The sequence below is a fragment of the Hydrogenophaga sp. genome (assembly GCF_030651625.1).
In the GTDB taxonomy this organism is placed as follows: domain Bacteria; phylum Pseudomonadota; class Gammaproteobacteria; order Burkholderiales; family Burkholderiaceae_C; genus Hydrogenophaga.
On the sequence record NZ_JAUSCF010000024.1, the window covers coordinates 315,674 to 331,272 of the forward strand.

Annotated in this window: 15 protein-coding genes and 2 tRNA genes; 9 read left to right on the plus strand and 8 right to left on the minus strand. The window is 60.6% G+C overall.

What is annotated here, in order from left to right:
* Window position 1 precedes the first annotated feature (1 nt).
* A complete protein-coding gene (gene recN / locus Q7V46_RS12465) occupies window positions 2–1,645 on the minus strand; it encodes a DNA repair protein RecN (RefSeq protein ID WP_304913864.1) in 1,644 nt (547 codons plus the stop codon).
* An 89-nt stretch (window positions 1,646–1,734) separates the two neighbouring features.
* Window positions 1,735–2,652: an NAD kinase gene (locus Q7V46_RS12470; protein WP_304913865.1), complete on the minus strand. Its 918-nt coding sequence runs from the start codon at window positions 2,650–2,652 to the stop codon at window positions 1,735–1,737.
* A gap of 93 nt (window positions 2,653–2,745) precedes the next feature.
* Between Q7V46_RS12470 and hrcA the strand changes: the two genes are divergently transcribed.
* From hrcA to greB, 4 genes are all read left to right on the plus strand, one after another.
* A complete protein-coding gene (gene hrcA / locus Q7V46_RS12475) occupies window positions 2,746–3,765 on the plus strand; it encodes a heat-inducible transcriptional repressor HrcA (protein WP_304913866.1) in 1,020 nt (339 codons plus the stop codon).
* A gap of 35 nt (window positions 3,766–3,800) precedes the next feature.
* Window positions 3,801–3,877 (plus strand) — tRNA-Ile (locus Q7V46_RS12480).
* Between the two features lie 29 nt (window positions 3,878–3,906).
* Window positions 3,907–3,983, plus strand: a tRNA-Arg gene (locus tag Q7V46_RS12485).
* A 104-nt stretch (window positions 3,984–4,087) separates the two neighbouring features.
* The gene (greB, locus tag Q7V46_RS12490; protein ID WP_304913867.1) at window positions 4,088–4,648 is read left to right on the plus strand and encodes a transcription elongation factor GreB; all 561 of its coding nucleotides are present in this window, start codon (window positions 4,088–4,090) and stop codon (window positions 4,646–4,648) included.
* 7 nt (window positions 4,649–4,655) lie between these two features.
* Here greB and Q7V46_RS12495 read toward each other — a convergent pair whose 3' ends face one another.
* The 4 genes from Q7V46_RS12495 to Q7V46_RS12510 all read right to left on the minus strand — a co-directional run bounded on the left by Q7V46_RS12495 (window position 4,656) and on the right by Q7V46_RS12510 (window position 8,844).
* On the minus strand, window positions 4,656–6,914 hold the full coding sequence (locus tag Q7V46_RS12495; RefSeq protein WP_304913868.1) for a bifunctional (p)ppGpp synthetase/guanosine-3',5'-bis(diphosphate) 3'-pyrophosphohydrolase: 2,259 nt from the start codon (window positions 6,912–6,914) through the stop codon (window positions 4,656–4,658).
* A gap of 135 nt (window positions 6,915–7,049) precedes the next feature.
* Window positions 7,050–7,253: a DNA-directed RNA polymerase subunit omega gene (gene rpoZ, locus Q7V46_RS12500; protein WP_056272051.1), complete on the minus strand. Its 204-nt coding sequence runs from the start codon at window positions 7,251–7,253 to the stop codon at window positions 7,050–7,052.
* Window positions 7,254–7,280: 27 nt separating this feature from the next.
* Complete coding sequence (gmk, locus tag Q7V46_RS12505) at window positions 7,281–7,901, minus strand: guanylate kinase (RefSeq protein ID WP_304913869.1); 621 nt, start codon at window positions 7,899–7,901, stop codon at window positions 7,281–7,283.
* Between the two features lie 10 nt (window positions 7,902–7,911).
* Entirely contained in the window at window positions 7,912–8,844 is a 933-nt protein-coding gene (locus Q7V46_RS12510) for a YicC/YloC family endoribonuclease (protein WP_304913906.1), read from the minus strand.
* A gap of 61 nt (window positions 8,845–8,905) precedes the next feature.
* Here Q7V46_RS12510 and Q7V46_RS12515 point away from each other — a divergent pair, with 61 nt between their 5' ends.
* From Q7V46_RS12515 to hemW, 5 genes are all read left to right on the plus strand, one after another.
* A complete protein-coding gene (locus Q7V46_RS12515) occupies window positions 8,906–9,916 on the plus strand; it encodes a serine/threonine-protein kinase (protein WP_304913870.1) in 1,011 nt (336 codons plus the stop codon).
* Window positions 9,913–10,812 carry a PP2C family serine/threonine-protein phosphatase gene (locus Q7V46_RS12520; protein ID WP_304913871.1) on the plus strand — a complete coding sequence of 300 codons (900 nt, stop codon included), beginning with the start codon at window positions 9,913–9,915 and terminating at the stop codon, window positions 10,810–10,812. The genes Q7V46_RS12515 and Q7V46_RS12520 overlap by 4 nt, the downstream gene beginning before the upstream one ends.
* A gap of 17 nt (window positions 10,813–10,829) precedes the next feature.
* Window positions 10,830–11,561, plus strand: a complete 732-nt coding sequence (rph, locus tag Q7V46_RS12525; protein ID WP_304913872.1) for a ribonuclease PH — start codon at window positions 10,830–10,832, stop codon at window positions 11,559–11,561.
* Window positions 11,562–12,185 carry an RdgB/HAM1 family non-canonical purine NTP pyrophosphatase gene (gene rdgB, locus Q7V46_RS12530; RefSeq protein ID WP_304913873.1) on the plus strand — a complete coding sequence of 208 codons (624 nt, stop codon included), beginning with the start codon at window positions 11,562–11,564 and terminating at the stop codon, window positions 12,183–12,185.
* A gap of 95 nt (window positions 12,186–12,280) precedes the next feature.
* Complete coding sequence (gene hemW, locus Q7V46_RS12535; RefSeq protein ID WP_370690340.1) at window positions 12,281–13,462, plus strand: radical SAM family heme chaperone HemW; 1,182 nt, start codon at window positions 12,281–12,283, stop codon at window positions 13,460–13,462.
* 29 nt (window positions 13,463–13,491) lie between these two features.
* Here hemW and Q7V46_RS12540 read toward each other — a convergent pair whose 3' ends face one another.
* Both Q7V46_RS12540 and Q7V46_RS12545 read right to left on the minus strand, forming a co-directional pair.
* Complete coding sequence (locus Q7V46_RS12540; RefSeq protein ID WP_304913874.1) at window positions 13,492–14,907, minus strand: heavy metal sensor histidine kinase; 1,416 nt, start codon at window positions 14,905–14,907, stop codon at window positions 13,492–13,494.
* Window positions 14,904–15,584 carry a heavy metal response regulator transcription factor gene (locus tag Q7V46_RS12545; RefSeq protein ID WP_304913875.1) on the minus strand — a complete coding sequence of 227 codons (681 nt, stop codon included), beginning with the start codon at window positions 15,582–15,584 and terminating at the stop codon, window positions 14,904–14,906. Before Q7V46_RS12545 ends, Q7V46_RS12540 begins: the two co-directional genes overlap by 4 nt.
* Between the last annotated feature and the right edge of the window lie 15 nt (window positions 15,585–15,599).

The window sequence follows — 15,599 nt, forward strand, 5'->3', positions numbered from 1 at the left end:
ATCAAGCCATGAGCAGTTCGCGCGCATGAGCCAATGACACTGCCGACTGGACGCTCCCGCCCAGCATGCGCGCCAGTTCTTGCACGCGCGACTCGGCTGCGATAGGGGCCACCGTGCTCAAGGTCTGCTTTCCTGAACGATGCTTGCTCACCAGCAAATGTTGATCGGCACACGCGGCCACCTGCGCCAGATGGGTCACCGCTAGCACCTGCCGGTCCTGTCCGAGCTGTTTCAGCAACCGACCGACCGTGTGTGCCACAGCGCCACCAATTCCTGAATCGACTTCGTCAAAAATGAGCGTGGGCGCGGTTCCCAGCTGGCTGGTCACCACCGAAATGGCGAGAGCGATGCGCGAGAGCTCACCGCCAGAGGCCACTTTGCCGACGGACTTGGGCGTGGTGCCGGCGTGGCCCGCCACCAGAAATTCCACGTGCTCCCAACCGTGCGCCTGAGGTTCATCCAGCTTCCTGAGTGCCACATCAAAAACACCGCCTTCCATGCCCAAGGTCTGCATCGTCGCGGTGACAGCAGCAGAAAGCCGTGGAGCGGCTTGCTGGCGCTTTTTTGTCAGTGTATTGGCTGTCTTCTCGAAAGCCAGCCAAGCCTGTTGTTCGGCCTGCTTCAAATGAGCCAGATCCAGCGCCTGCCCGATTTGCCCCAGTTCGGTCTTCCATTGCGTGAGCAGGTCGGCGAGATCCTCGGGAGCTCGGCGGTAGCGCCTGGCCAGCGACACCCACAACGAAATCCTTTGATCCAGGGATTCAAGTTGCTCTGGATCAAGGTCGGCGTGGCGGGTGTATTGATGCAGGTTGTGCAACGTGTCCTGGACTTGGGCGAGCACGCCTTCAAGCGACTCGATGTGTTCGACGAACAGCGGTTCGATGTGGGATTGGGCCTTCAGTGCTGAAACCGCCCTATGGATCAGTCCGGTGGCGCTGGAGTCTTCTTCATCGAGTGCGGTCAACGCGGTCTGAGCTGCGTCCAGCAGCGCTTGTGCGTTGGCCAGGCGTGCATGCCGGGTGTTGAGGTCTTCCCATTCGCCGGCGAGAGGCGCGAGCTTTTCCAGTTCACCCAGTTGCCAGCTCAGTCGGTCTCTCTCCTCTTGAAGCGAAGCCTGCCGCTCAGTGGCATCCATCACGGCCTTGCGACGCTCTCGCCAGGTCATCCAGCCTTGTTCCGCTTCCCGTGTGTCGATTCCTGCGTAGGCGTCAAGCAGTTGGCGCACTGCCTGGGGGCGCGTGAGACTTTGCCAGGCATGCTGGCCGTGAATATCCACCAACGGTTCGGCCAATGCCTTGAGCTGTGCCACGGTGGCTGCGCTGCCATTGATCCAGGCGCGACTTCGACCTTCCGTATCGATCGTTCGCCGCAGCAGCAAAGGCTCATCAACCCCGAATCCATGCTCTTCGAGCCAGGGCATCAGCGAGGGCAGGGCTTCGAACTCGACAGCGATCTCGCACCGCTGCGCGCCTTCGCGCACCACGCCGCTCTCTGCTCTGCCACCGAGTGCAAGCTGCAGAGCATCGACCAGAATGGATTTGCCAGCACCGGTTTCACCCGTGAGCACGCCAAATCCCTTTTCGAGCTCAAGGTCGAGAGATTGCACGATCACGAAGTCGCGCAAAACGATGCGTCGCAGGCTCATGAAATGGAGAAGGTAGAGAGCGTGTTCCAGAACACAAACAAATTCCAGGGCCGAACAGGAGCCAAGGAGCCTGTATTCTGACCGTTAATTCAGACCCCTTCATTCCAGTGCAGCTTCTTTCTCAGGGTATCGAAGTAGTTCCAGCCGGAGGGGTGCAAGAGCCGCAAGGCGTGCTCCGATCGGCGAACCACGATCCGGTCCCCGTGGAGCAGGCTGGTGAGCGACTGCATGTCGAAGTTGGCACTGGCGTCCTTTCCAGAGACGATTTCCACCGCAATCTCGCTGCGTGCCGGGAGCACGACTGGCCGATTCGACAGGGTGTGTGGCGCGATCGGCACCATGACCCAGCCGTCGATGGCCGGATGCAGCAATGGGCCGCCCGCCGAAAGGGCGTAGGCAGTGGATCCGGTGGGCGACGCGATGATCAGGCCGTCGGCCCGCTGGTTGGCCACGAAATGACCGTCCACCTCCACTCGCAGCTCGATCATGCTGGCGGCCCCGCCGCGGTTGACGACGACATCATTGAGCGCTGTGGCTTCAAAGACGCAGCGGCCATCCCGCCACACCGAAGCAGCCATCAGCGCCCGGGCTTCTTCTTCAAATTCGCCGCGCAAGATGGGCTTCAGCGTTTCGCGGAAGCTTTCAAACGGCACGTCGGTGATGAAGCCCAGCCGGCCTTGATTGATACCCACCAGGGGAAGGCCGTAGCGTGCCAGCTGGCGGCCGATGCCCAGCATGGTCCCGTCTCCACCCACCACGAGCGCGAGATCACAGGTTTGCCCCATGGCGGGAACCGTGAGCGCTGGATACTGGAGCAATCCGGTGTTGAGCGCTGTGTCGCGTTCCAGCGACACCTCGCACCCTTCGTCATGCAGGAAGTGGGCAATTTCTTCAACGGCGTTTCGAGCACCTGGTGCATGGTACTTGCCGACAATGACCACATGGGCGAATCGAAGGCCACTGGCCGTCCGCGAAGAGGGGGTCCGTTGGTCGGTGGCGTGGCTCATGAGCAAATTACAGCACAGCTGGCCGATCGCTCCAGTCTCCCAAACCCTCGTTGTCGCTCGGCACAACAGCGACACACTCCTTAGAATGCAGGCATGCTGGATGACCGCGCAAAGCTCTTGCTCAAAGCCCTGGTCGAGCGATACATCGCCGACGGTCAACCTGTTGGTTCGAGAACGCTCGCCAAGGCCGCCGGGCTGGACCTGTCGCCAGCGACGATTCGCAATGTGATGAGTGACCTGGAAGAGTTGGGATTGATTGTCAGCCCCCATACTTCAGCAGGGCGAATCCCCACGGCACGCGGTTATCGTCTGTTTGTCGACACCATGTTGACCGTGCGCCGAGAGAGTCTCTCTCCAGTGGGCGACATGTCTGCGCCCAGTATTCAAGGGGGGCAACCCCAGCGCGTCATCAGTCACGCGGCGAACATGCTTTCGAATCTGTCCCAGTTCGTTGGGGTGGTGATGGCTCCCAGGCGTGCATCTGTGTTTCGACACATCGAGTTCCTGAGCCTGTCTGAACGCAGGGTGCTGGTCATCATCGTGTCACCCGATGGCGACGTTCAGAACCGCATCATTCACACCCAGGTGGATTTTTCCCAGACCCAGTTGCTGGAGGCCGCCAACTTTCTCAATGCTCACTACGCTGGCCTCACGATGGAGGCTGTGCGCGAGCGTCTGCGGACCGAAGTGGATGCGTTGCGAGGTGAAATTGCCGATCTGATGAAGGCAGCAGTGGACATAGGTGTCGAGGGCGACAGCGATCACGAGGACGTGGTCGTTTCTGGTGAGCGCAATCTTTTGTCCGTCAGCGAGTTCTCCAGCGACATGGGCCAGTTGCGTCGCATGTTTGATCTGTTCGAGCAAAAGACCCAGCTCATCCGGTTGCTCGACGTGTCTACCCAGGCCGACGGCGTGCGCATCTACATCGGTGGGGAGAGTCAGGTGGTGCCGTTTGAGGATCTGTCAGTGGTCACCGCTCCATACGAAGTCGATGGAAAGGTGGTTGGAACACTCGGCGTGATCGGGCCACAGCGCATGCCGTACGACAAGATGATCCAGATCGTCGATGTCACGGCCAAACTGGTGAGCAACGCGCTCAGCCACAGCAAATAGCCGTGTGCGGGTGCGCCTACAATGCGCATTCCGTAGGGCCGTTAGCTCAGTTGGTTAGAGCAGAGGACTCATAATCCTTTGGTCGTAGGTTCAAGTCCTACACGGCCTACCAAAAAAGCCATGCTATACTGCAGGGCTTGCGCGGCTGTAGCTCAGCTGGATAGAGTACTTGGCTACGAACCAAGGGGTCGTGGGTTCGATTCCTGCCAGCCGCACCATAAATGAAAGCCTGCAGCCAAAAGCTGCAGGCTTTTTCATTTTCTGCCTTTACACCCGCTTGGGTGGTGTGTTGCCCCCCCGACCTGTTCGTTTCTGGTGTTTCATGAGCAAGGCTTTCACCCGCGAAACCGATCGCGACGAGGATGACGAAGATCCTCCTGTACCCAGTGCGCCTGATGGCAAGAACTACATCACGCGGGCTGGATACGAGCGGCTGAAAAGCGAGCTCTTTGCGCTCATTGACGAGGAGCGCCCCAGAATCGTGGAGATCGTACATTGGGCAGCGAGCAACGGTGACCGTTCAGAAAATGGCGACTACCTCTACGGCAAGAAGCGCCTGCGTGAAATCGATCGGCGCATTCGATTTCTGACGCGGCGCCTGGAGATTGCCGAGGTGGTGGATGCGTCGTCGCACTTCGGCGGTGAGCATGTCTACTTTGGCGCGACAGTGACATACGCTGATTCGGCAGGAGAAGAAACCACCGTGACGATTCTCGGCATCGACGAGGCCGACAGTGCACAGGCCCAGATCAGCTGGGTGTCGCCAGTGGCCCGCGCTTTGCTCAAGTCACGTGTGGGCGACGAGGTTCGACTGGTGCTACCCGACGGGCCGCAGGTGCTGGAGGTGCTGTCGGTGTCCTACCCTGCGCCAGGGCGAGACTGAAAACCCGTCAAGGTTTCGAAGGCTTGAATCTCTGCGCCTTGAGCACCGAGGGCGTGCGCTTGAGGCTTCGCAGCACGTCCGCCAGATGCACCCGGTCTCGTACTGAAACAAGAAAACGGATGTCGGTGGCAGATTGGGCCGGCTCGTTGCCCATGTCAACGTGAGTGATGTCGGCTTCAGCGGCTGCGATGGCTGAGGCCACGCGAGCCAGCACGCCTTTGCCGTTGGTGACTGTGACCAGCAATGTGGTGTCGAACGAGCGCAAGGGCTCGTCTGCCCACTCGACCTCCAGAAACCGTTCGCTGTCGCGTGCCAGAAGACGCTTGCCTGTGGGGCAGTCTTCCGCGTGCACGATCAGGCCTTCTCCGCGCCCCAGGTAGCCCACGATACGATCGCCCGGGATGGGCTTGCAACATGGCGCGTATTGCACCGACAAGCCCTCGCTGCCGTCCAGCGTGACCATGCCCTGAGACATCGACTCATCTGCGCCTGAAGCGTAGCGTTCGGTGCTGATGAGCAAGGCGTCTGGCTTGAGGCCCGTTTCCGAGAGCAGCACGGCAAGCTTCTTGCCCACCATGCCGGCAATGCGCTTGCCCATGCCAATGTCGGACAGCAGCTCGATACGGCTCTTGTTGCCCGTGAAGCGCAGGAGCTTGTCCCAGGTCGCGCGGTACTCGTCATCTTCAAGGGGCAGTGCCGCGATGCCTTCGGAGCGCAATGCCTGATTCAGCATGCGCTCCCCGAGCACATGGGCCTTTTCCTGTGCCATGGTCTTGAGGTAGTGGCGAATCTTGGACCTTGCCCGCCCGGTCTTCACGAACGACAGCCACGCGGGGTTGGGCTCTGCGCTGGCCGCGGTAACGATTTCCACCACGTCCCCGTTGTTGAGCTCGGTGCGCAAGGGCAATTGCTCGCCGTTGATACGCGCCGCCACGGTGCGGTTGCCCACGTCGCTGTGAATGGCATAGGCGAAGTCCATCACGGTTGCACCCCGTGGCAGCGCCATGATCTTGCTCTTCGGGGTGAACACATACACCGCATCGGGAAAGAGGTCGATCTTGATGTGGTCCCAGAACTCGCTGGCGTCGTGAGTCTCTTGTTGAATGTCCAGCAGCGATTGCAACCACTGCGTGCCCAGCCGTTGAGACGTGTCGCTGTTGGGCTCGCTGGCTTTGTACAGCCAGTGCGCAGCGACGCCGGATTCGGCCACCACATCCATGGCGTGGGTGCGCAACTGAAACTCGATGTTGGTCCCGAACGGGCCGATCAGCGTGGTGTGCAGGGACTGGTAGCCATTGACCTTGGGAATGGCCACGTAGTCTCTGAACTTGCCAGGCAATGGTTTGTAGAGCTGGTGCAGGATGCCCATGCCGGTGTAGCAATCGGTCAGTTCGGGGACCACGATCCGAAAGCCGTAGATGTCGGTCACCTGCGAGAAGGACAGGTGCTTGTTGTCCATTTTTCGGTACACCGAATACAGGGTCTTCTCTCGTCCGAGGATGCGGACCGGCATGCCATGCTGGGAAAAAAGGGCTTCGACTTCCTGTTCCACCCGGCCAATGAGGTCTCTACGGCGGGTGCGGGACTTGTTCAATGCCTTGCGAAGCACCTCATAGCGCCAAGGATGCAGATGGCGGAAAGCCAGATCCTGCAGTTCCCGGTAGGTGAAGTTCAGGCCCAGGCGGTGAGCGATGGGAGCGTAGATCTCCAGCGTTTCGCTGCTGATGCGTTCCCACTTGCTGCGCGGCATGTCTCCCATGGTGCGCATGTTGTGGGTGCGATCGGCGAGCTTGATCAGGATGACGCGAACGTCTTTCGCCATCGCCAGCAGCATCTTGCGAAACGACTCGGCCTGGTTCTGCTCACGCGTATCGAATTCGAGCTTTTCCAGTTTGGTCAGCCCGTCGACGAGCTCGGCCACCGGAGATCCGAACCGCTCCACCAGCTCCGGTTTGGTGATGCCACAGTCTTCGATCACGTCGTGCATGAGCGCTGCCATCAGCGCCTGGGCGTCCAGCTTCCATTCCGCACACTGGGCAGCCACTGCGATGGGGTGGGTGATGTAGGGGTCACCGTTCTTGCGCAATTGTCCGAGGTGAGCCTCATCGGCGACCCGGTAGGCCTGGCGCACGCTCTCGACCTCGACCGGCGTCATGTAGTCCAGCTTTCCGACCAGCGCGGCAAAACTGGCCGCAGCGGCACTCACTGCAGGGTGCGAAGGCACTTCTGCAGGCGCGAAAACACTGGTTGGGGCCGCGGGACTCATGCCACTACTTTAGCGCGAGATGGGAGGAATTGGCCGCGTGCGCCATGGAAGGCTGTCTATGGGCGCAATTGGCCCGGACACAGAAACAAAAAAGCACCGCCAAGCGGTGCTTTCTGGAGAGTGAAACCCGCTGAATCAGAGGGGGACCTTCTTGAGCATCTCAAGGCCAATCTTGCCTTCGGCAATCTCGCGCAGGGCAGTGACGCCTGGCTTGTTCTTGCTTTCAATCTTGGGGGCGTGGCCCTGGCTGAGCATTCTGGCGCGGTAGGTCGCTGCCAGCACAAGCTGAAAGCGGTTCGGGATTTTTTCCAGGCAGTCTTCGACAGTGATGCGTGCCATGTGTGGGCTCCGGGGTATTTCGGTGAATCAGGCGATGTTGAGTGCGCTGAACGTTTCGCTCCTGGCGATACGTTGGGCGGCAAACTTGAGCCGCTGGGCATGGACGATGGCCTTGAGGTCGAACAAGGCCCGTTCAAACAACTCATTGATTATAACGAAATCGAACTCCCGGGCGTGGCTCATTTCCGTGGCGGCATTCTGAAGTCGCAGCTCGATCACATCGGGGGTGTCCTCGGCACGGCGTTCCAGCCGCGATCGCAGCTCGTCCCAGCTCGGAGGCAGGATGAACACGAGCACGGCGTTCGGAAAAATCCGCTTGACCTGGATCGCGCCCTGGAAGTCGATCTCCAGCACCACGTCGGCACCCTGAGCCATGCGCTGCTCGATCGCCGTTTTTGACGTGCCGTAGCGGTTGCCATGCACCATGGCCCATTCAAGGAAGGCTCCCTGAATCACCATCTGGTCAAAGGTCTCCTTTGAGACGAAGTAGTACTCCCGTCCATGCAGCTCCTGCCCCCTGGGAGGTCGCGTGGTGTGCGAAACGGAGGGCACGACACGGGCGTCGAGTTCCATCAGGGCCTTGACCAGGCTGGACTTGCCCGCACCACTGGGTGCAGCCACAACGAACAGGTTTCCGGGGTATTGCATGAAATTCTGGCTATTCAATGTTCTGGACTTGTTCGCGCATCTGTTCAATCAGCACTTTCATGTCCACAGAAATCCGGGTCAATTCGATGTTGGACGATTTGGACCCCAGCGTATTGGCTTCGCGATGCAGTTCCTGAATCAGGAAGTCAAGCCGCTTGCCCACTTCGGCACCTTTTTTCAACAACCGCTCTATCTCGATCAGATGCGAATCCAGCCGCGTGAGCTCTTCGGCCACATCGATGCGGATGGCAAAAGCGGTGGCTTCCGTCAAAGCCCTTTCATGGGCCATCTCGGGGGCCACGGTATTGCCCGTCACCGCACTGGCGGATGCCACCAACGCATCGTTCCATCGGTCAATGAAGCGCTGGCGCTGCTGCGCCACCATTTGTGGGATCAGCGGCTGGGCATCGTGCGCCAACTGGCGCAATTGACTCAGACGATCGAGCAACATGTCCGTCAGTCGCTGGCCCTCCCGAGCTCGGGCTGAGAGCAGATTGTCCAACGCCTTGGCGGCGAGCGCCATCAAGGGTTTGTGCAGATCACTCGCATCAAACGGATTGCGGGAGGACAGCTGCAGCACCTCTGCGACGGACAAGGGGGCAGCGGTGGGCAGCCATGCCCGCACATTGTCCTGGAGCCCCACCAGTTTTTGTAGCTCCAGCGTGCTGGGTGAGCGCGGGCCGGATTCCGCTCGGCCTTCAATCCATGCGCGAACCTCGACCTTTCCACGTTTGAGCTTGGCCGTCAGCATTTCCCTGAGGGCCGGTTCGGTGCCGCGCAGATCGTCCGGCAACTTGAAGGACAGATCCAGAAACCGGCTGTTCACCGATCGAATTTCCACGCCCACCGATGGCTGGACATCCCGGGCGTTCTCTGGTGATCTGGCTTCTGCAGAGCCTCCGGACTGGCCTGTCGCGTAGCCGGTCATGCTGTAAACTGCCATTGAACTGTGCCCCATCAGGTTGTCTGGTCCAAAACGAGGCGTTCCGGAATCCATCCGAATTATGTCAAAGGTCAAACCCGCCCCCTTGCCACCCGACACCGTCATCGGTGGTTATCGCATCGTTCGCAAGGTTGCGGCGGGTGGTTTTGGTGTCGTATATCTGGCTGTGGACACCGAGGGCCAGCAAGTGGCCGTCAAGGAATACCTGCCATCCTCGCTTGCCTCGCGTGCTCCAGGGGAATTGCTGCCCCAGGTGCAGCCTGAAAAGCTCTCGCTGTACCGGCTTGGCCTCAAGAGTTTTTTCGAAGAGGGTCGGGCCCTGGCGCAGATTTCGCACGCTTCGGTGGTCAGCGTGCTGAATTTCTTTCGCGAAAACGAAACGGTGTACATGGTGATGAACTACCTTGAAGGTGCGTCCCTTCAAGAATTCATCATCACGGCGAGAGAGCAAAAAAAGCAGAAGGTGTTTCGCGAATCCACCATTCGCTCGTTGTACGACGAGGTGCTGCGCGGTTTGCGTATCGTGCACCAGCACAAGATGCTTCACCTGGATATCAAGCCAGCCAACATCTTCGTCACCGATGACAACCGGGCCGTGCTGATCGACTTTGGCGCAGCGCGCGAGGTGCTGAGCAAAGAGGGTAATTTCATTCGGCCCATGTACACGCCGGGATTCGCCGCACCGGAGATGTACCGCCGGGACTCCTCCATGGGCCCGTGGACCGACATTTATGCCATTGGCGCCTGCATTTACGCCAGCATGCAGGGTTATCCGCCCAACGACGCGCCGCAGCGACTGGAAAAGGACCGCCTGTCGCTCGCTTTGTCCCGCCTGCGCGGCGTGTATTCGGACAATCTCATCGAAGTGGTGGAATGGTGCATGTCACTCGATCCTCTGTCCCGTCCGCAATCGGTGTTCGCCTTGCAGAAGGAGCTGAGCCGGGAGACCGAACGCAGCTACACCAAGCTGACAGTGGCCGAGAAGATGCGCCTGCAATTTGACAGCATCGTGTCGGACAACAAGAAGTCCGGCATGCGCAAGTCCACGAACGCTGGCACCAAGTTTCGATGAAGTTTTCGGTCTACCAGATCAGCCGGCAGGGCGGTCGTGAGCGAAACGAAGATCGCATGGGCTATGCCTACACCCGCGAGGCAGGGCTCTTTGTGCTGGCCGACGGTATGGGGGGGCACCCTGAAGGTGCGATGGCCGCACAGCTTGCACTTCAGACATTTTCTGCCTACTTCCAGAAAGCGGCGAATCCCACCGTGCGAGAGGTGGCAGAGTTTCTCTCCAGTGCCTTGATGGCCGCGCACCACCAGATCATTCGGTATGCGTCTGAAAAAGGCATGCTGGACACGCCGCGAACCACCCTGGTGGCGGCGGTCATGGAGCGCAACCACATGCACTGGGTGCACTGTGGTGACTCCCGCCTCTACATCGTGCGAGACGGCAAGTTGCTCACCCGCACACGGGACCACTCGTACATGGAACAACAGGCGCACCTCGGTAAGGCGACCGACCACATCAACCGCAACATCCTGTTCACTTGCCTGGGTTCACCCGCGAAACCGGTCTATGACCTTTCGGGACCACTCCAGTTGCAGCAGGGCGATCGCGTCCTGTTGTGTTCGGACGGTTTGTGGGGCACGGTGAAGGACTTGGAGATTGCTTCAGAGCTTTCCAAGCGTCCGTTGGAGCAGGCGGTGCCCGAACTGGTGGAAATGGCACTCAAACGGGGTGGGGCCCGGTGCGACAACGTGACCGTGCTGGCCATGGAATGGGAAACGCCTGAAGAATTCCAGTCGACCAGCGTGTCCACCGAAGACATCGAGGATGGCGTGTTCGCCTCCACCATCCAGTCCGGCGTGCCCGATCCGACCATCGAGGACATGGACGATGAGGCCATCGAACGATCGATCGCCGAGATCAATGAAGCGATCCGCCGCACGGCCGAACGCAAACTCTGAAACCCAACTTTCCTTCCATGACAGTATCGATCCGACCGGGCCAAAGGGCCCCAGATGCGTTGCGCGACGTTCGCATCACCCGTGGCTACACCATTCATGCCGAGGGATCGGTACTGATCGAATTCGGCCAGACCAAGGTCTTGTGCACCGCCTCGGTGGAAGAAAAGGTGCCGCCGCACAAGCGCGGCAGCGGAGAAGGCTGGGTGACGGCCGAGTACGGCATGTTGCCGCGTGCTACCCACACCCGCAGCGACCGGGAGGCCGCCCGCGGCAAGCAGAGCGGGCGTACCCAGGAAATCCAGCGACTGATCGGGCGTTCCTTGCGCGCTGTGTTCGACCTGAAGGCATTGGGTGAGCGTACGATTTCGCTGGACTGCGACGTCATCCAGGCCGATGGCGGCACGCGCACCGCCAGCATCACTGGCGCGTTTGTGGCGGCGCATGATGCGGTGGGCAAACTGCTCAAGGAAGGCAAGTTGTCGGCCTCACCGATCAAGGACCACGTGGCTGCCATTTCTGTGGGCCTCCTTCAGGGTCAAAGCCTGCTCGACCTGGAGTACGTGGAAGACGCGGCCTGTGACACCGACATGAATGTGGTGATGACCGGGGCCGGTCATTTCGTGGAGGTGCAGGGTACGGCCGAAGGCGCGGCATTCACTCGGCGCGAAATGGATTCACTGCTGGAACTGGCAGAAAAGGGCATTGGCGAGCTCGTGGCCCTGCAGCGCCGCGCCCTTGGTCTGGCCTGAATGAAGCTGGTACTGGCATCCAACAACGCGGGCAAGCTGGCCGAGCTGCAGGCCCTTTTTGCGCCGCTGGGCGTGGAACTGGTGCCACAGGGAGAGCTGGGCATTCCAGAGGCGCCCGAGCCCCACCGGACCTTTGTTGAAAACGCTTTGGCCAAAGCCCGCCACGCCGCCCAGCTGAGTGGCTTGCCGGCGGTTGCCGACGATGCGGGACTGTGTGTGGAAGCCTTTGGCGGATTACCCGGTGTGGACACCGCCTTTTATGCCACCCGGTTTGGGTATGAAAAAGGCGATGACAACAATGTGCGTGCCTTGCTCGAACAAATGAATGACATGAATGACCGGCGCGCTGCGCTGGTCAGCACGCTGGTGGCGTTGCGCAGCGCGGACGACCCCGAGCCGCTGGTGGCAACCGGTCGAGCTCCGGGACTGATCACGCGCGAGCCTGCGGGAACCAACGGTTTCGGCTTTGACCCGGTGATGTTCTTGCCCGAATTCGGCCGGACCTTTGCCGAACTGCCCACCGAGGTGAAGAACGCCAACAGCCACCGGGGCCGTGCGGTGCGGCAGATGCTGGCGCTGATGCGCGAGCGCTGGTTCGCATTGCCCGCAGAAGCGACGAAATGACTGCGGGCAAACCGGCGCCGATGACCTGGCCCCGAGAGATCGAAAAGAACCGGGACAAGTCGCCCCAGGCGGCATGGAACGACGTGAGCCACTGGATGCGGCCAGGCACCTTGCAACTGCAAAGCCTGCCGCCGCTTTCGCTCTACGTGCATCTGCCGTGGTGTCTGAAGAAGTGTCCGTACTGCGACTTCAATTCCCACGAATGGATGGCCAACGCTGGAGCCGATGAACCGCTGCCAGAAGCGCGCTACCTGGACGCCTTACGCGCCGACCTTGAGGCTTCTCTGCCTCTTATCTGGGGGCGACCGGTACACAGTGTGTTCATTGGCGGCGGCACGCCCAGCCTGTTCTCGCCTGCTGCCATCGATCGTTTGCTGGGCGATATCCGCTCCCTTGTGCGTCTGGATGCCGACGCCGAGATCACGCTGGAGGCCAATCCGGGCACTTTCGAGAAGGACCGTTTCCGTGCCTTTCACAAGGCCGGTGTGACACGCTTGTCGATCGGCGTGCAAAGCTTCAATGATCAGCACCTGAAGGCGCTGGGCCGGGTGCACAACGCTGACCAGGCAATGTCCGCAGTCGAAGAGGCCGCCCGTTCGTTCGAAACCTTCAACCTTGACATCATGTACGCGCTACCGGGCCAGTCCCTGGCTCAATGCGAAAAGGACATTCGCACCGCGTTGTCGTTTTCGCCACCGCACATTTCCATCTACCACCTCACGCTGGAGCCCAACACCTACTTTGCAAAGTACCCGCCGGCGTTGCCGCAGGAGGACGATGCCTGGGACATGCTGGACCTGATCACCGAGGCCACAGGCAGTGCAGGTCTGGAGCGGTATGAGGTGTCGGCCTACGCGCGAGGGGGGCACCGTTGCTGGCACAACACGAACTACTGGCAGTTTGGCGACTACCTGGGCATCGGCGCCGGCGCGCACAGCAAGCTCAGCTTCGCGCATCGAATAGGCCGACCGGTGCGTGTGCGCGATCCCCGGTTGTACATGGATCGAGCCATTGCTGGAGACGCCGTGGTCAGCGCAGAGGAAGTTGCCCGCAAAGAGCTTCCGTTCGAGTTCATGCTCAATGCACTGCGACTCAGGGACGGCTTCACCCTCCAGCAATTCTCCGAACGCACTGGCTTGCCGCTCTCCAGCATCGAAGTGGCCCTGCAGAAGGCGCAGGACCAAGGTTTCGTGACAGTTGAAAGCTCGCAGGTGAAACCCACCATCCGGGGGTTTGATTTTCTGAGCGATCTGCAGACACTGTTCCTGGCCGACTGACGCGTTTTCCTGGGTGGCGAGATTTCAGCTCACGCAGCCAGACCAGGCTCGGGTACCAACAGGCTAAACCCCACCCGGGTGGTGCCGTTGCTCGACTCGGCTGTGGGGAATCCATCGTGCATGCGGGCAATGGCTGCCACGATGGAAAGTCCCAGGCCATGATGCTGGCGCTCTGGATTGGGCTCACTTCGCGCGGAATCCACGCGAAAAAATCGGTCAAAAAGTCGCGGGAGGTGGGTGGCGTCGATGCTGGGACCGACGTTTTCCACCCAGAGTTTCACGGAATGATCATGGTCCCGCGCAATGTGCACAGACAGGCGTGAGCCCCTGTCGGCAAAACGGATGGCGTTGCCCAGCAGATTGGAGAGTGCGCGCTTGACCAGCGGCTCGTCGATTGGCAGGCTGACATCGCCTTCGATGGCTACGGTCAGACCCGATTCTTCGATGGCGGCTTCATGGAATTCCACCACCTGCTGCACCAGTTGGGCCAGGCCGACAGGCGCGCCTCGCCGGGCTTTGACCCCCCGGTCGGCCTGTGCGAGGAAGAGCATGTCGTTGACGATGGCCGCCATGCGCTGGAGTTCTTCCAGGTTGGAGGCGAGGGTTTCAGTCAGTTCTTCGGCGCTCCTCTCCCGGCTCAACGCCAGTTCGGTGTGCCCGATCAGCGTGGCCAGTGGGGTTCGGAGTTCGTGGGCCACGTCGGCATTGAAGCCTTCGAGCTGCATGTAGGTGCGCTCCACCCGGTGCATGAGGCCGTTGAACTGATCGATCAGGGGCTGGAGTTCTTCCACCGGTTCGGGCAGCGTGAGGCGTTGCCCCAGCCGTCGCGCATCAATGGCCTTGGTTTGCGCGGCCAGATCGATCAGGGGCCGCAAACTGCACCGGACACGCCAGAAAGTGCCCCAACCCACCAGGGCAGCCCCGGCGATGACCGAGGCGATCAGAAGCATTGCCACCCGCCTGCCGGTCTTGGCGTCTTGCGTGCGATCAAGAACGAGCTGCCCCCGGTACATCGGTTCGCCACCGGCGGTGGGTACGGTGAACGCCATGGACCGTGTGATGCTTTCGGCGAGGTCGAAAGAGGGGGGCGTGTCCCGGTGAAGCGTGCTGCCATCCGCTCTTTCCACCTCCAGATAGAAGCCCGGGCTCCGCTCGGCCAGCCAATCCAGTTTGGCCAGAACCTCTGGCTCGCCGCCGTGCTCCCTGGCTTCCCTGATCACATCCACCAGCACACCACTGTAGGTGCGCATCTGCTCTTCGTGCTTCATCTTGAAAAGCATGGTGGTGGCACCGTAGATGATGGCCAGCAGCACGCCAAGGCCAATCACCGTCTGGATGGCCAGTAGCAGAGAAAGGCGCCGGCCGATTGAATAGGCACATGGCGTTGCACCCGTTTGGGCCGCCGTTGAGTTGGTTTGCAGGGCTGTGCCGTCTGGGCGTTTCATGCTCTTTCCTCCAGCACATAGCCCATGCCCCGCACGTTGTGCAGCAATTTGGGCTTGAACGGGTCGTCCATCTTGGAGCGCAAGCGGCGCACCGCGACCTCAACCACGTTGGTGTCGGAGTCGAAATTCATGTCCCAGACCTGCTCGGCAATGGTGGTGCGCGACAGGATCTGGCCTTTTCGCCGGGCCAGAAGGGCCAGCAAGGAAAATTCTTTGGCCGTCAGATCGAGTCGCTGTCCCGCACGCCATGCCTTGCGACTGATCAGGTCCATTTCGAGGTTGCTCACCGTCATGCGAGCCGTGGCACTTTCATTCGCTGCGGGGCCACGGCGAAGCAGCGCGCCCACACGAGCGAGCAGTTCTGAAAAGGCAAATGGCTTCACAAGGTAGTCGTCTGCACCGGCCTCGAGGCCTTGCACCCTGTCTTCGACCCTGTCGCGTGCGGTCAGCATCAGCACGGGTGTGCTGTGGCGCTGGCGCAAAGCCGAGAGAACGCCAAAGCCGTCAATGCCGGGCAGCATGATGTCGAGCACCACCAACTGGTAGTCCCCTTCGAGTGCCAGGTAGCGACCCTCGATGCCGTCGCGTGCCACGTCCACCGTGTGCCCAGCTTCGGTGAGACCGCGCTTGACGTAGTCCGCCAGTTTGGCTTCGTCTTCAATGACCAGGATGCGCATGGGACGTGGAGCTGA

Excerpts from the sequence above, each read along its gene's own strand:
- recN (WP_304913864.1), bottom strand. The coding sequence starts at position 1,645 with ATGAGCCTGCGACGCATCGTTTTGCGCGACTTCGTGATCGTGCAATCT.
- Q7V46_RS12470 (WP_304913865.1), bottom strand. The coding sequence starts at position 2,652 with ATGAGCCACGCCACCGACCAACGGACCCCCTCTTCGCGGACGGCCAGT.
- hrcA (WP_304913866.1), top strand. The coding sequence starts at position 2,746 with ATGCTGGATGACCGCGCAAAGCTCTTGCTCAAAGCCCTGGTCGAGCGA.
- greB (WP_304913867.1), top strand. The coding sequence starts at position 4,088 with ATGAGCAAGGCTTTCACCCGCGAAACCGATCGCGACGAGGATGACGAA.
- Q7V46_RS12495 (WP_304913868.1), bottom strand. The coding sequence starts at position 6,914 with ATGAGTCCCGCGGCCCCAACCAGTGTTTTCGCGCCTGCAGAAGTGCCT.
- rpoZ (WP_056272051.1), bottom strand. The coding sequence starts at position 7,253 with ATGGCACGCATCACTGTCGAAGACTGCCTGGAAAAAATCCCGAACCGC.
- gmk (WP_304913869.1), bottom strand. The coding sequence starts at position 7,901 with ATGCAATACCCCGGAAACCTGTTCGTTGTGGCTGCACCCAGTGGTGCG.
- Q7V46_RS12510 (WP_304913906.1), bottom strand. The coding sequence starts at position 8,844 with ATGGCAGTTTACAGCATGACCGGCTACGCGACAGGCCAGTCCGGAGGC.
- Q7V46_RS12515 (WP_304913870.1), top strand. The coding sequence starts at position 8,906 with ATGTCAAAGGTCAAACCCGCCCCCTTGCCACCCGACACCGTCATCGGT.
- Q7V46_RS12520 (WP_304913871.1), top strand. The coding sequence starts at position 9,913 with ATGAAGTTTTCGGTCTACCAGATCAGCCGGCAGGGCGGTCGTGAGCGA.
- rph (WP_304913872.1), top strand. The coding sequence starts at position 10,830 with ATGACAGTATCGATCCGACCGGGCCAAAGGGCCCCAGATGCGTTGCGC.
- rdgB (WP_304913873.1), top strand. The coding sequence starts at position 11,562 with ATGAAGCTGGTACTGGCATCCAACAACGCGGGCAAGCTGGCCGAGCTG.
- hemW (WP_370690340.1), top strand. The coding sequence starts at position 12,281 with ATGCGGCCAGGCACCTTGCAACTGCAAAGCCTGCCGCCGCTTTCGCTC.
- Q7V46_RS12540 (WP_304913874.1), bottom strand. The coding sequence starts at position 14,907 with ATGAAACGCCCAGACGGCACAGCCCTGCAAACCAACTCAACGGCGGCC.
- Q7V46_RS12545 (WP_304913875.1), bottom strand. The coding sequence starts at position 15,584 with ATGCGCATCCTGGTCATTGAAGACGAAGCCAAACTGGCGGACTACGTC.